The organism is Serratia sp. CY56464 (assembly GCF_052168435.1).
Classification (GTDB): Bacteria; Pseudomonadota; Gammaproteobacteria; order Enterobacterales; family Enterobacteriaceae; genus Serratia; species Serratia marcescens.
Genome location: NZ_JBJNMV010000001.1, coordinates 1,243,308 through 1,256,954 on the forward strand (window position 1 = coordinate 1,243,308; position 13,647 = coordinate 1,256,954).

A 13,647-nucleotide genomic window follows, 5' to 3' on the forward strand; every position below is an offset into this window, starting at 1 on the left:
TTCATTAATGATGCCCGTGCCTCATTTCAAATGTTGTCGCCAAAGCAACCCTGCCGCCAGGCAGGCTACCCCGCCGCCGCAGGCCAACACGGCATAAGACGTGCCCCAGCTCTGGGTGGTATCCATCACGACGCCAAAGGATAACGGGGCGAACGAACCGATGCCGAACCCCAGCAACGATCGCCAGCCCATCACGCTACCGAGCTGTTGCGGCGGCACGTTGTCCGCCATCGCCGCCGACAGCACACCGGAGTCGCCGAGAATAAAGAAACTGCCGATGCTGACGAACAGCAGCGTCCAGCCTGGCCCCCAGTTCGCCGACCACCCCATCAGCAGCGATCCCAACGCGCCCGCGGCGCCCATAAACATCAACACCGATGCACGATTGAAATAGTCGGAAACGGTGCCGACAATCAGCGTGGCGATCATGCCGGCCAGGTGGATCACCGCCGCGACGATCAATCCTGCGCTGAGCGGATCCAGAGAGAAAACGCTCAACGCCTCGCTGACCAGGCTGGGTGCCCAGGCCCAGTTACCGAGCAGTTCCCAGCTGTGAGCGATATATCCGATCAGCAACAGCAGGGTCGCATAGGTGATAGCATAGCTTTCTCGTTTCGTCTTCCTTCCCAGCGTGCGCGGTTGCGGTTCCTGATAACCGACCAGGGCCAACGAACCCGCCAGCGCCCCCAGTAACGCACCGGCGGCGCACAGGGAAAACGCCACGCCGGCGCCCCAGCGCATGGCGCTCCAACCGGCGATGAAAACCGACAGAAAATACCCCAACGAACTGGCCGCCAGGATCATGCCGATGGCGTAACCGCGTCGGGCCGGGCCGTTCATCCCCATCGCTAACAGCAGCGCCGGCGTATAGGCGCCGCCCTGCGTCAGGCCGACGAAGGCCATCAACACCAGCGCACCGATATACGAATGGGCAAACACGGCGAACAGCATCAGCGCACCGGCGCCCAGCCAAGAAAACAGCAGATACACGCGACGCGCGCCCAGCGAATCACACCACCAGGAAGCCACCAGCAACGCCAGGGCGTTGGTCAGGCTGAACACCGTCTGCACCGTACCGGCGGAGGCGGCGTCGAGCTGCCACTCGCTTCTGATGGTCGGCAGCGCGCCGGCAAACATCATGGTGCCCAGGCAGAGGCCAGCCCGGCTCACGCAAAGCAAAAAGAAAGCTCGCATTTCAGCGCCGCCTCCCTGCCAACCGCAGGGTGAGGATAACGCCATTAACACACATGACCGATAGCCAAAAGATCCGCATCATAAACTCAGCAATCAGAAGGAAATGCCTCATCATAGTGAGCAAAATCAACGGCTGACAAACGATCTTTCCTCCCTCATTTGGTTGAGCTAGACTCAACCTATGAAAAAAATCCACTCCCTGCCGCACCTGTCCGCTTTCGAAGCCGCCGCCCGTCTCGGCAGCTTCAGCGCCGCTGCGGATGAGCTGTTTCTCACCACCGGCGCAGTCAGCCGCCATATTCGCAGTCTCGAAGCACAGCTGGGGGTCACGCTGTTTTATCGCGGACACAAATCCGTGCGGCTGACGCAGGCCGGCGAGAATTTTTCCCGCACCGCATCTCGGGTGATAAGCGAACTGTATGCCGCGGAAAGCGCGCTGAAAGCGAGCGCCGGTCGGCAACGGCTGGTGGTGCACAGCCTGCCGACGTTCACCATGCACTGGCTGATGCCGAAACTGGCGGCGTTCAACGAGATTCATCCGGAGGTCGCGGTTGATATCACCACCGCCACTGGGGCCGTCGATCGCAATATGCCGTTTGATCTGGCGATCAGGCGCGACCCCGCGCACTTCTCAGGGCTGAAGGCGATCCCTTTTTTGCAGGAAGACAGCCTGCTGGTCTGCAGCCAGAGCTATTTGCGCACCATGCCGATCGGTGCGCCAGACAATCTGGCCGGGCATACAGCCATTCGCATCCGCGCCCGGGAGGATTTGTGGCGCAGCTGGTTGAATACCTATCCAACGGCGCTGGACGCCTCGCCGCCGCCGCTGACGCTCGACCATACCTTCGCCGCCATTCAGGCGGCCGAAGACGGCCTGGGACTGGCCGTCGTGCCTTACCTGTTCTGCGCCAAACATCTGTCGTCCGGTCGGCTGGTGTCGCCCTTCCCGGCGTTGACGATTCGAACCGGCGTTTATTCCCTGCTGCTGCGCGATCGGGACGATGAGGTCGTGAGAAAGTTCGCCGCCTGGCTGCAGACGTTCCAGGCCTAAGCGCCGTATTGGATCCCGCCGCAAAAGCGCACCGCGCTAACGGTATTTCTCAGGCGTGCAGCGTCAGGCCTTTTATCGCCTTATCCACCGCTTTCTTCGGCCCGCGCAGCGCCAGGCCAACCAAATCCAGGTTGTCCGCGTCTTCGGCGAGAAAAACCTGCCGGTTGGCTGCATCGTGCCCGGTCGAGAACATGGCGTGCACATAGGGGATCAGCGTCAATTCCCGTTCCAGCCCTTTGCGATGCGCATTTTGCAGGCCCGGCAGATCCGCGGCGAAAATCAGCATCGGCTGCCCGGAAATGCCGCCGTAGCGTCTGCCTTGCGCATCCACGTAACATTCGCCGATGATCTCCGGGGCGGCGGCGGCGATGCCCGTCGCCAGAAAGGCCACCACGTTCAGCCGCTGCCAGGTTTGCAGATCGTCGCGCACGATAAACGCTATCTTGGTATCAAACATGTTTCGCTCTACTCCGTTGTGCTCTTAAAAGCGCATCATCGGCGATGAGCGAGTCAGCGGTATAGAACGTTTGTGCACTGCCGTTGATAGGCCGCCGGCGATAAACGGTAGGCGCGCCGGAACCAGCGACCCAAATGACTTTGGTCGGCAAAGCCTACCCGCATGGCGACCTGCGCCGGCTCTTCCCCCTGCGCCAGTAACAGTCGCGCGGCACGCAGCCTCAGCCGGATCAGGTAAGCATGCGGCGACTGGCCGAAAGCGCGGGTGAATTGGCGAGTCAGACGGAAACGATCCAGGCCGCACTGAAGCGCAAGTTCCTCCAGACTGGGATTATCCGCCATGTGCTCGTGCAAGTAGTCCCGTAAACGATTCATCTCAATCAAAGCGTCATCGCGTTGGGACGTTGGCCTGACGCGTATATGCCGCGCCAAAAGCGTCAGCAGTTGGTCCAGGCTTTGATCGCGCGCCAGCCGGCCTTCCCTCTGATGCAACGCAAAAAAAGCCTGTTGTATCGCGGTCGCCAGCATCGGATCGTCGGTCAACGTGCTGTGGAAGGCGCCTTCCAGCACTGAAGCGTCCCCCAATCCGCGGCGCTGCATCGCGTCGGAGACCCAGCGCTGCGGCAGATAAAGCATCGCATAGGTAAACCCTTCGGCCTGCGGAGCATGGCCATCGTGCACCGCGCCCGGCTCGATCAGCATGGCGCGCCCCGGCCGGCTGGTGTGCAGCGAGCGGTGGCAATTGAAACGCTGCAAGCCCTGCTGCGTGACGCCCACCAGCATTTCATCATGATCGTGAGGATCGTAGGCATGCCCCTGAAAGTGGGCGTTGACGCTCTCAATACCCGTTTCGTCATCGCGCCGCAGTTCGAGCCAGTCTGTATGTTGATGATTGGACGCCATGCAATTAATCCGGAGTTCTGCTCACAGGAAAAGAAAAACAGCTTACCCTGAGACCGCCACCGTTGCACGCTCACAGCTCGCAGATGGCATAAGTGCCCTTTCCGGCCGATTTCGCCTGATACATCGCGCCGTCGGCACGGGTCAACAGCATCTCCTCCGTCACATCGCCGCGTGGAGAAATGGCCGCGCCGATGCTGGCGGAAAGCCGTACCTTCTGCGGCCCGATCTGCGTAATTTTGGCCAGTTGCGCCAACACGTTTTCGCAAAATTCGCTGACCTCGCGCCGCGGATCCGTCAACGGCCACAGGATCACCGTGAACTCGTCACCGGCCAGGCGCGAGACGCTGTGGTGCTCGCCTGCGCAGGCGCTGAGCAATGTGGCGAATGTCTTCAGGATCGCGTCGCCGAAGTCATGACCATAGCTGTCGTTAAGGGTTTTGAACCCGTCGAGATCGATAAACAACAGCGCCATCTGCCGCTGATGGCAACAGGCCTGCAGCGTGCCTGACAACCGGCGCAGAAACGCGCGTCGATTGGTCAATCCGGTCAGCATGTCATGGGTTGCGTCATATTCCAGCCGCTGCTGCAGCCGCTTCAACTCGGTAATGTCCATGGACAGAATGTAAAACCCCTGTGTTTCGCACGGCACCAGCGTGGTGTGGATCATCAGCAGTCCCTTTTGGGTCTGGAGCTCATTTTCAAAGCTCACCATTTCCCCCGCCAAGGCCCTGTCTATCATCGGTTTCGCTATCTGATAAACGTTCTCCCCCATAAAATCGCGCACCGTCATTCCTCTGAGGCGGCTTTCTTCCAGGCCAAACCAGGTTTTGTAGGCGCTGTTGGCGAACAGGTAGCGTTCATTGCCGTCGATCTGGCTGATCAACGCCGGCATATTGTCAGTAATGGCGCGCAGGCGTTCCTTCTCCGCGCTGAGCTGATATTCGGCGAGCACCCGGGTTTCAATCTCTTCGTTGAGTTTCTTGACGACCACGTTCAGCTCCCGCGTGCGGATTTCGACGCGTTGTTCCAGCTCGTGTTGCAGAGCGAACAGATCGGCCTCCGCCGCCTTGCGCTCGCTGATATCGACGATAACCGAGATGAAATGATCCGGTTTGCCGTTAGGCAGCCGATTTAACGCCACCGTCAGCTGCACCCAGACGATCGAGCCGTCGGCGCGGAAATAACGTTTCTCCAGCGAGTAAGTGCTGATCTCGTTTCTCAGCAGCTGCTGCAGTTTTTCCAGATCGGTGTTGAGATCGAGCGGATAGGTAATGTCCTGAAAGGTGCGATCCATCAGCTCGCGCTCGGAATAGCGCAACATTTCGCAGATGCGCGGATTGACCCGCAGCCAATACCCCTGCAGCGACACCAGCGCCATCCCTACCGCCGCCTGGGCGAAGGTCTGTTCGAACAGGGCTTCCGAGCGTTGCAGATTGGACTTCAGGTTTTCGGTATAGACGTGGCGTTCAATGCTCTGCAAATACTCCTCCACCACGGCGGCGAAGTCGTGCAGGTCGGCCAGTTGTTCCGGGGAAAACGGCTGCGGCTGGCTGTCGATAATGCACAGGGTGCCGAGCGGCAACCCGTCGAGCGACAGCAGCGGTTGCCCAACGTAGAAACCGATCCGCGGTCCGCCAATCACCAGCGGATTATCAAAAAAGCGCGGATCGTTGGCGGTATCGGGCACCACCAGCGCTTCGCGTTGCAAGATAGCATGGCCGCAAAACGAGATATTGCGCGGCGTTTCCCGGGCATCCAGACCGTAACGCGATAAAAACCATTGACGATCCCGGTCGATCAATGACACCAGCGCGATGGTCACGCCGAAGTATTTCGCCGCCAGCCGCGTAATGCGATCCAGTTTCTCCACCGAGTTTGAATCCAGCACGTTCAGCGAATTCAATACCGACAGGCGTTCAGCTTCGTTTTCGGGGAAGCAGGGTTCGAGCATGTTGTCTCCCAATGTGTCACCGACGGACCCGGCATAGCCGGCGTGAGTCCGTTCAGCGTTTTCGTCGGTTAGCGGCAAATATCCTTGTCCATCATAGACTCACTCAGTATCAATCCGATTGCGCATTCTCGCCAGCTTTGCCGGGCGTTGCGTTTGCCACCGCGCTGCGCTACAGTCGCTCACAAGGTGATGGTGTTCCACCTTTCCCAACCGCCGCGTTCGCTCGAACCGGATGATGACGCCTGATATACAACTTCGCTTTATTTTTTAGGCAGGTATGTCAGGAGTCGCTATGAATGAAATCTCACGTTTTACCCCTTTTCCGCCCCAGCCTGATCTCACCGTGCGGGAAATGCCGCTGTACGTTTTCGGCCATAAAAATCCCGACAGCGACAGCATCTGCAGCGCGCTGGTGGTCGCGGACTGGCTCAATCACCTCGGCAAACCGGCCGTCGCTTTCCGCCTTGGCGAGCTGACGCCGGAAACCCGCTACATACTGGCCGCCGCCGGCGTACAAGCGCCTCCGCTGCTGAAAGGCGATCTCCGTGACCGTAAAGTCTGGCTGGTCGATTTTACCGACGTCGAACAAGGGCCGGCCTCATTGCCCGACAGCGATGTGGTCGGCGTTATCGACCATCACCGGCTGGGCACGTTAATCACCCGCAACCCGCCCGATGTCTGGGTTCGCGTCGTCGGCTGTTGCGCCACCGTGATCCTGCAGATCCTGGCGGCGGAAAGGCCGATGCCACTTTCTTCCGCCCAGGCCACGCTGCTGCTGGGCGCGATTTTGAGCGATACCGTCGCGCTGAGCGCGCCGACCACCACCGAACTGGATCGGCTGGCGGTTTCGCGGTTGCGCGCAATTTCTCACGTTGACTATGACGCCTTCACCGCCGGGCTGCTGGCCGCCAAAACCGATCTTTCGGGGCAATCCGCCGCGCAGTTGCTGCAGCGCGACGCCAAGAATTATCGCATCCATAGCGTCTCGCTGCTGCTGTCGCAGATAGAAGTGCGGGCCATGAGCGACATCGATCCGCTGTTGCCCGCGCTGCAACAGGCGCTTGAACACGCGAAGCAGGAAGCCGGGCTGGCGATGGCCGCGCTATTGGTCACCGATATCACCTGCCGTCGCTCCACCCTGTATTTCTCGCCGAACCGGGTGCTCGACATTCGTCAGGTGTCGCTGCCCGGCATGACGAGCCGGAAAAAAGAGGTTTTACCGTGGTTAACCCGCCAGATCGCTAACGCAGGGAGATAAGTCATGCCGCTCTACCAACATGCTTTACTGCTGGTGCAGGATGAACGCGACGGCCGGCTGCTGTTGCGTCATGCCGAACGCCTCAATCAGCAGATGAATACGCGCATTACCGTGGCGCACATCAGCGCCGACTATGCCGAGCTGGACTACCTCAGCGATTCGCTGACCAAAGATCGCCAGTCCAGCGAGGTGATCGCCGCCAAAGCCATGCTCAGCCGTCTGGTGGAAGACTGCTCAATCCCCCTGGAGGTGCGCGCAATTGTCAGCATCCATCGCTTCAAAGACGTCGAAGCCCTGATTGCCCGCGAAGGGGTCGATCTGTTGCTGCTCGGCCATCAGAACCGTCCGTTCGGCGTCTTTGCCTCCTTCGGCTTCGAGTTCATTAACCATTTGTCGATCGACGTGCTGATAAAGCACGTGCCCACTCCCTAGAATGAGGTGACTACCCATGAGCTATGAGATTGAAAGCGTAACCGCCAGAGAAATCCTGGACTCGCGCGGCAACCCGACCGTCGAAGTCGAAATGAGCGCGGCGGGCGTCGTGGCACGGGCTTCGGTTCCCTCCGGCGCCAGCACCGGTTCACGCGAGGCGGTGGAGCACCGCGACGGCGATCCGCACCGTTTCGGCGGCAGAGGCGTACTGGAGGCGGTGCACAGCGTCAAAACGGCGATCAATGAGGCGCTGCGCGGGGTGGATGTGCGCCAACAAGAGGAGATTGACCGCCGGCTGATCGCGCTGGACGGCAGCGAGAACAAGAGCCGATTGGGGGCCAACGCCCTGCTCGGCGTTTCTCTGGCCGCCGCCCGCCTAGCGGCGCAATTGTCGCAACTGCCGCTGTATCGTTATCTGGGCGGCATCGGCGCCAACCTGCTGCCGGTGCCCTGCATGAATATCATCAACGGCGGCGTGCACGCCCGTTGGCAAGGGGCGGACTTTCAGGAGTTTATGATAGCCCCGCAGGGCGCGCCATCGCTGCGCGAGGCCGTGCGCTGGGGCAGTGAAGTCTATCAGGCGCTGCGCCAAATCCTGTTGGAACAAGGCCTGTCGGTCGGCGTCGGCGACGAAGGCGGTTTCGCACCGGCGGTTGCCTCGAACCGGCAACCGCTGGAGCTGATCGTGCAGGCGATAGAGAAAGCCGGTTATCAACCGGGAGACGATATCGCCATTTGCATGGACCCGGCCTCAAGTGAATTCTATGCCAACGGCAAATACCGCCTGCGCAGCGAAAACGCTGAACTGGATGCCGAACAGATGACGGCCTATTACCAGCGGCTGGTGCAGGATTTTCCCATTGTGCTGATTGAAGACGGTTTGGCCGAGGACGATTGGGCCGGCTGGCGCATTCTCAGCGACACCCTGGGCGATCGGGTGGAACTGGTCGGCGACGATCTGTTCGTCACCAACGTGAAATACATCCAGCGCGGGATTGATGAACGGTTGGCCAATGCGGCGCTGATCAAATTGAACCAGATCGGCACGCTGAGCGAAACTTTCGCCGCCGTGCAGCTTTGCCAGGCAAACGGCTGGGGCGCCTTTATCTCGCACCGCAGCGGCGAAACCGTCGACAGCTTTATCGCCGATATGACGGTTGCGATGCGAGCCGGCCATTTGAAAACCGGCGCGCCGTGCCGCGGCGAGCGCATCGAAAAATACAATCAGCTGATGCGCATTGAGGAGCAATTGGGCACCGCGGCGGTATATGCCGGGCGCGCCGCCTTTAAACGCCGTTAATCTTTGCAGGCCGGCCACGCACCGGCCTGTTTTTCATTTTTTGCGCGGCATAATCCCGCCACGCCGGATTCCAACAGAATACGCCGCGTCGCCATCAACGTCTCACGCTGCTCGTTCAGCGTCGCCATCATCCGCTCGATCTCCGCCAGCCGGCTGTCGACGCCCTGTATCAACCCATCCTCATAAGCGCTGCCCTGCAGCGCCAATACCCCGCGGATCGCCTGCAGCGAAAACCCCAGATTCTGGCCGATTTGGATCAGGTGCAGCCGCTCCAGCGCGCTTTCGCTATACACCCGATAACCGTTGACGCCGCGCACCGCTTTGGGCAGCAGACCCTGCTGTTCGTAGTAACGTATCGCCGAGGCGGCCATGCCGGCGCGCTCCGCCAACTCTCCGATTTTCATGCCCTATTGACCTTAAAGTTAACTTTAAACCTAGTATAGCGCCATTCACCCTGCGACAGGAACGTACCCGATGTTTACCCCGCTGATTCTGCCCAACGGCAGCCGCTTACCCAACCGTCTGGCCAAGGCCGCGTTGGAAGAAAATCTGGCCGATGAAGGCCAACTGCCCGGCCCCGCGCTATGGCGTCTGTATCGCCACTGGGGTATCGGCGGCGCCGGCCTCATCATCACCGGCAACGTGATGATCGACGGCCGCGCCATGACCGGCCCCGGCGGCGTGGTGCTGGAACAGGATACGCCGCTCGCCCCGTTTGAAACCTGGGCCAAGGCCGCGCGCCAGGAAGGCGCGCAGGTATGGATGCAGCTCAGCCACCCGGGCCGTCAGGTGATGGCCAACATGGGCGGCAACGCCTGGGCGCCCTCCGCCATCCCAATGGCGATGGGCAAGTACAGCAAGCAGTTTGCCCCGCCGCAGGCCATGAGCGAAGCGCAGATTGCCGAGGTGATCGCCCGCTTCGCCGCCAGCGCGCACGCCGCCGAACAGGCCGGGTTTACCGGCGTGCAGATCCATGCGGCGCACGGCTACCTCATCTCCCAGTTCTTGTCGCCGTTGTCCAACCAGCGCAGCGATCGTTGGGGGGGCGAGCTGGCGAATCGCGCCCGCCTGTTGCTGGAGGTGGTGAGCGCGGTGCGCCAGCGTGTCTCGCCAGGCTTTTGCGTGGCGGTCAAACTGAACTCCGCCGATTTTCAGCGAGGCGGCTTTTCGCCGGACGAGGCCCGACAGGTATTGTTGATGCTCAACAAACTGCCGGTCGATCTGGTGGAGCTATCGGGCGGGAGTTATGAAAGCCCGGCGATGCAGGGCGAAGCGGCGGACGACAGCACCCTGGCGCGCGAAGCCTATTTTCTGACCTTCGCCCGCGATCTCGCCGCAGTAGCCCGCATGCCGGTGATGACCACCGGCGGCATCGCCCGCCCGTCGGTGGCGCAACAGGTGCTGAACAGCGGCGTCGCGGTAGTCGGCATCGCCACCGCCATGGCGGAAATTCCCGATCTGCCGCACCGCTGGCAAACCGGCGAAGCCCCTCATGCACTGCCCGCGCCGGTAAAATGGCGCGACAAAACGCTGACGCTGCTCGCCCGCATGGCGCTGATCAAGCGCCGCATGCACGCCCTGAGCCGCGATCGGACGCGCAACGTGCGTTACTCCCCACTGTGGTCGCTGCTCATCGATAGATGGCGCACCCGCCGCACTCTGCGGCGCTATCGCGTCTGGTTACGGCAACGTTAATGACCACGGCGCCGGCAGACTCGCCGGCGCCGCACAAAAATTCCGCTTTTTCGATCGCGCTACGTAAAATCTGCAAGAAATCACCACTCTGGATACCGCGCTTTTAACGCTCGATGACTTATATTCATCACAAATTTTGTGTATATAACCGCTATAGGACTTAAGGTGGTGAATAGATGAAAATAAGCCGCTATTTTCTATTTATGTTATTAATCGGAAATTCACCTTAATAATAAATGCATTAAAGAGGCGGACAAAGGAAAGCAGAAAGGGATTTTTACGCAATGTTAAGGAAATGTTGTTTTCTGCTGGCAAAACCAACGGTCAACAAATCAACAACATATTGATGAGCCTAAGAAAAAACTAAACAATTCAAAACAAAATCGGCTATTGAGTCCCAGGCGAAAAAGCCATATATTGGTCGCGCTTTTCACAAGGCAGTTACTTTTCTAATTCATTAATTCAATCGTTGCGTGTTGAGACCTTCGGTTGTAGGAGAGATATGATGACGGATAAAGTCCGTATTGATACTTTAGTTGCAAACTCATTAAACGGAAACAATGAAACCTATTTGGCGCGTCAAGCCGAATTTGAGTCGAATGTTAGGAGTTATCCGCGCAAACTGCCGTTGGCAATTGCGAAAGCCCAGGGCGTTTGGATCACTGATGTTGAGAATAATCAATATCTTGATTGCCTGGCCGGGGCGGGAACGTTGGCTCTTGGACATAATCACCCCGACGTCCTGCAAAGCATCCAAAATGTCATTACCAGCGGCTTGCCGTTACATACTCTCGATCTCACGACCCCGTTGAAAGATCGTTTCTCCGATTACCTGCTCTCTCTGTTGCCTGGCGAAGGCAAAGAGTATTGCCTGCAGTTCTGCGGTCCGTCCGGCGCCGATGCGGTGGAAGCCGCGCTGAAGCTGGCGAAAAAGCACACCGGCCGTTCCGGCGTGATCAGTTTCTCCGGCGGTTATCACGGCATGACCCACGGCGCGCTGTCGGTCACCGGCAACCTGTCGCCGAAGGCGGCGATCAACGGCATGATGCCGGAAGTGCAGTTCATGCCTTATCCGCATGAATACCGCTGCCCGCTGGGCATCGGCGGCGAAGCCGGCGTCAAGGCGCTGACCTACTACTTCGACAACCTGATCAACGACGTGGAAAGCGGCGTGCGTAAACCGGCTGCGGTGATCCTTGAAGCCGTTCAGGGCGAAGGCGGGGTTAACCCGGCGCCGGCCGAGTGGCTGCAGCGCATCCGCAAAGTGACCCAGGAACACGGCATTCTGCTGATCATCGACGAAGTTCAGGCCGGTTTCGCCCGTACGGGCAAGCTGTTCGCCTTCGAACACGCGGGCATCGAGCCAGACATCATCGTGATGTCGAAAGCGGTCGGCGGCGGCTTGCCGCTCGCGGTGCTGGGCATCAAAAAAGAGTTCGACGCCTGGGAACCGGGCCACCACACCGGCACCTTCCGCGGCAACCAGCTGGCGATGGCCACCGGCCTGACCACCCTGCAGTACCTGAAAGAGCATAAGGTCGCCGACAAAGTGGCCGCTCAGGGCGAGTGGCTGAAAGGCAAACTGGCCGAGCTGCAGAAACGTTATCCGGTGATCGGTCACGTCCGCGGTCTGGGCCTGATGATCGGCATCGAGATCGTCAAGCCGAACGAAGCGCAGGATCACATGGGCTGCTACCCGGCCGATGGCGAGCTGTCCGCGCTGCTGCAGAAGAAATGCTTCGAATCCGGTCTGATCCTGGAGCGCGGCGGGCGCAACGGCTGCGTGCTGCGCCTGCTGCCTTCCCTGCTGATCACCAATGATGAGCTGGGTATTTTCCTGGATAAATTTGAGCAGGCGCTGCTGGCCGCCGGCGTCAAGCCAGTCTGATTGGAGCGAATGACCGCGATGTCCAAGTTAAACCCGATTCTGGCTTCCTCGGCGCACAGCGCCGAGGCTTACCGCCAGGCGATTGCGCAGAGCAGTGAAGCCGTCGTGCAGTGGCTGCAACAGCCCGAGATGTATCAGGGCAAAAGCGTTGCCGAACTGCGCGAGCGCATCAAGCTCGACTTTACCCCGCAAGGCCTGGGCAACCAGGCGGCGATCGAGCGCGCCATCGAGTATTTTTTGAAAGACAGTCTGTCGGTGCACCATCCGCAATGCGTGGCGCACCTGCACTGCCCGAGCCTGGTGATTAGCCAGGCCGCCGAAGTGCTGATCAACGCCACCAACCAAAGCATGGACTCCTGGGATCAGAGCCCGTCGGCCACGCTGATCGAAATGAAATTGATTGAGTGGCTGCGCGCCCAGGTCGGTTACCAGCCCGGCGACGCCGGGGTGTTCACCAGCGGCGGCACCCAGAGCAACCTGATGGGGCTGATGCTGGCGCGCGATGCATTCTTCGCGCGTCAGGGCCACTCCGTGCAGCAGGACGGTCTGGTGGGCGATCTGCGCAAGCTGAAAGTGTTCTGTTCTGAAAACGCCCACTTCTCGGTGCAGAAGAACATGGCGCTGATGGGCCTCGGCTACCAGTCCGTCACCCTGGTGAAAACCGATCGCTTCGCCCGCATGGACGTGAACGATCTGGCGGAAAAACTGGCGCAGGCCAAGGCCAACGGCGAGCAGGTGATGGCGATCGTCGCCACCGCCGGCACCACCGACGCCGGTGCCATTGACCCGCTGCGCGACATCGCACGGCTGGCGGCGGAGCAGCAGATTTGGGTGCACGTGGATGCGGCCTGGGGCGGCGCGCTGCTGCTTTCCGAGCAGTACCGCGACTACCTGGACGGCCTGGAGCTGGTGGACTCCATCACCCTGGACTTCCATAAGCAGTTCTTCCAGACCATCAGCTGCGGCGCCTTCCTGCTGAAAGACGCGCGCCACTACGAGCTGATGCGCTATCAGGCGGCCTACCTGAACTCCGAGTTCGACGAAGCGCAAGGCGTGCCGAACCTGGTGTCCAAATCGCTGCAGACCACCCGCCGCTTCGATGCGTTGAAGCTGTGGATGGGGCTGGAAGCGCTGGGGCAGAAGCAATACGCCGAGATCATCGATCATGGCGTCACGCTGGCGCAACAGGTGGCGCGTTACATCGCCGATCAGGAATCGCTGGAACTGGTGATGCAGCCGCAGCTGGCCAGCGTGCTGTTCCGCTACCGTCCGGCGCAGCTGGCGGCGAATGGCGACGCGGCCGTCGCGCTGTTCAACCAGCGTATCGGTGACGCCTTGCTGGAATCGGGCCGCGCCAACGTCGGCGTAACCGAGTTCGATGGCGTAACCTGCCTGAAGATGACGCTGCTGAACCCGATCGTGACGCTGGAAGACATCAAGCTGTTGCTGGCGTTGGTCGAGAAAACCGCCCAGCAGTTGCCGGCGTAACCCTCCGCCACTGCGCATTAAAAGCCGATAG

Annotated in this window: 12 protein-coding genes and 1 riboswitch; of the genes, 7 read left to right on the forward strand and 5 right to left on the reverse strand. The window is 60.1% G+C overall.

Going from position 1 to position 13,647, the window contains the following annotated elements:
• Nucleotides 1–21: 21 nt before the first annotated feature.
• The gene (locus tag ACJ8KE_RS06060; RefSeq protein ID WP_228988389.1) at nt 22–1,194 is read right to left on the reverse strand and encodes an MFS transporter; all 1,173 of its coding nucleotides are present in this window, start codon (nt 1,192–1,194) and stop codon (nt 22–24) included.
• A 181-nt stretch (nt 1,195–1,375) separates the two neighbouring features.
• Between ACJ8KE_RS06060 and ACJ8KE_RS06065 the strand changes: the two genes are divergently transcribed.
• Nucleotides 1,376–2,245 carry a LysR substrate-binding domain-containing protein gene (locus ACJ8KE_RS06065; protein WP_079449705.1) on the forward strand — a complete coding sequence of 290 codons (870 nt, stop codon included), beginning with the start codon at nt 1,376–1,378 and terminating at the stop codon, nt 2,243–2,245.
• A gap of 49 nt (nt 2,246–2,294) precedes the next feature.
• Here the strand turns inward: ACJ8KE_RS06065 and ACJ8KE_RS06070 are convergent, their stop codons facing one another.
• The 3 genes from ACJ8KE_RS06070 to ACJ8KE_RS06080 form a co-directional block, all read right to left on the reverse strand.
• The gene (locus ACJ8KE_RS06070; RefSeq protein ID WP_016927731.1) at nt 2,295–2,702 is read right to left on the reverse strand and encodes a DUF2000 family protein; all 408 of its coding nucleotides are present in this window, start codon (nt 2,700–2,702) and stop codon (nt 2,295–2,297) included.
• A gap of 53 nt (nt 2,703–2,755) precedes the next feature.
• Entirely contained in the window at nt 2,756–3,604 is an 849-nt protein-coding gene (locus ACJ8KE_RS06075) for an AraC family transcriptional regulator (RefSeq protein ID WP_016927732.1), read from the reverse strand.
• A gap of 70 nt (nt 3,605–3,674) precedes the next feature.
• Entirely contained in the window at nt 3,675–5,555 is a 1,881-nt protein-coding gene (locus tag ACJ8KE_RS06080) for a diguanylate cyclase domain-containing protein (RefSeq protein WP_016927733.1), read from the reverse strand.
• 176 nt (nt 5,556–5,731) lie between these two features.
• A riboswitch (Fluoride riboswitch) is annotated at nt 5,732–5,807 on the forward strand.
• A 40-nt stretch (nt 5,808–5,847) separates the two neighbouring features.
• Here ACJ8KE_RS06080 and ACJ8KE_RS06085 point away from each other — a divergent pair.
• The 3 genes from ACJ8KE_RS06085 to eno are packed head-to-tail and all read left to right on the forward strand — an operon-like array spanning nt 5,848 to nt 8,545.
• A complete protein-coding gene (locus tag ACJ8KE_RS06085; RefSeq protein WP_442517160.1) occupies nt 5,848–6,813 on the forward strand; it encodes a DHHA2 domain-containing protein in 966 nt (321 codons plus the stop codon).
• A 3-nt stretch (nt 6,814–6,816) separates the two neighbouring features.
• On the forward strand, nt 6,817–7,245 hold the full coding sequence (locus tag ACJ8KE_RS06090; protein ID WP_016927735.1) for a hypothetical protein: 429 nt from the start codon (nt 6,817–6,819) through the stop codon (nt 7,243–7,245).
• 16 nt (nt 7,246–7,261) lie between these two features.
• Entirely contained in the window at nt 7,262–8,545 is a 1,284-nt protein-coding gene (eno, locus tag ACJ8KE_RS06095) for a phosphopyruvate hydratase (RefSeq protein WP_110146994.1), read from the forward strand.
• On the opposite strand, the gene ACJ8KE_RS06100 is transcribed toward eno, so the two are convergent.
• Nucleotides 8,542–8,949, reverse strand: coding sequence for a MerR family transcriptional regulator (locus ACJ8KE_RS06100; protein ID WP_016927737.1), 408 nt, complete (start codon nt 8,947–8,949; stop codon nt 8,542–8,544). The genes eno and ACJ8KE_RS06100 overlap by 4 nt on opposite strands.
• A 70-nt stretch (nt 8,950–9,019) precedes the next feature.
• Between ACJ8KE_RS06100 and ACJ8KE_RS06105 the strand changes: the two genes are divergently transcribed.
• The 3 genes from ACJ8KE_RS06105 (at nt 9,020) to ACJ8KE_RS06115 (ending at nt 13,616) form a co-directional block, all read left to right on the forward strand.
• Nucleotides 9,020–10,240, forward strand: a complete 1,221-nt coding sequence (locus tag ACJ8KE_RS06105; RefSeq protein ID WP_143778991.1) for an NADH:flavin oxidoreductase/NADH oxidase family protein — start codon at nt 9,020–9,022, stop codon at nt 10,238–10,240.
• A gap of 505 nt (nt 10,241–10,745) precedes the next feature.
• Nucleotides 10,746–12,128, forward strand: a complete 1,383-nt coding sequence (locus ACJ8KE_RS06110; protein WP_004937838.1) for a diaminobutyrate--2-oxoglutarate transaminase — start codon at nt 10,746–10,748, stop codon at nt 12,126–12,128.
• 18 nt (nt 12,129–12,146) lie between these two features.
• Nucleotides 12,147–13,616 (forward strand): pyridoxal phosphate-dependent decarboxylase family protein, encoded by a 1,470-nt coding sequence (locus ACJ8KE_RS06115; RefSeq protein ID WP_028127421.1) that lies wholly within the window; start codon nt 12,147–12,149, stop codon nt 13,614–13,616.
• Nucleotides 13,617–13,647: the final 31 nt, after the last annotated feature.

Bases quoted from the DNA above. Each gene is read 5' to 3' on its own strand.
- ACJ8KE_RS06060 (WP_228988389.1), bottom strand. From the start codon at position 1,194: ATGCGAGCTTTCTTTTTGCTTTGCGTGAGCCGGGCTGGCCTCTGCCTG.
- ACJ8KE_RS06065 (WP_079449705.1), top strand. From the start codon at position 1,376: ATGAAAAAAATCCACTCCCTGCCGCACCTGTCCGCTTTCGAAGCCGCC.
- ACJ8KE_RS06070 (WP_016927731.1), bottom strand. From the start codon at position 2,702: ATGTTTGATACCAAGATAGCGTTTATCGTGCGCGACGATCTGCAAACC.
- ACJ8KE_RS06075 (WP_016927732.1), bottom strand. From the start codon at position 3,604: ATGGCGTCCAATCATCAACATACAGACTGGCTCGAACTGCGGCGCGAT.
- ACJ8KE_RS06080 (WP_016927733.1), bottom strand. From the start codon at position 5,555: ATGCTCGAACCCTGCTTCCCCGAAAACGAAGCTGAACGCCTGTCGGTA.
- ACJ8KE_RS06085 (WP_442517160.1), top strand. From the start codon at position 5,848: ATGAATGAAATCTCACGTTTTACCCCTTTTCCGCCCCAGCCTGATCTC.
- ACJ8KE_RS06090 (WP_016927735.1), top strand. From the start codon at position 6,817: ATGCCGCTCTACCAACATGCTTTACTGCTGGTGCAGGATGAACGCGAC.
- eno (WP_110146994.1), top strand. From the start codon at position 7,262: ATGAGCTATGAGATTGAAAGCGTAACCGCCAGAGAAATCCTGGACTCG.
- ACJ8KE_RS06100 (WP_016927737.1), bottom strand. From the start codon at position 8,949: ATGAAAATCGGAGAGTTGGCGGAGCGCGCCGGCATGGCCGCCTCGGCG.
- ACJ8KE_RS06105 (WP_143778991.1), top strand. From the start codon at position 9,020: ATGTTTACCCCGCTGATTCTGCCCAACGGCAGCCGCTTACCCAACCGT.
- ACJ8KE_RS06110 (WP_004937838.1), top strand. From the start codon at position 10,746: ATGACGGATAAAGTCCGTATTGATACTTTAGTTGCAAACTCATTAAAC.
- ACJ8KE_RS06115 (WP_028127421.1), top strand. From the start codon at position 12,147: ATGTCCAAGTTAAACCCGATTCTGGCTTCCTCGGCGCACAGCGCCGAG.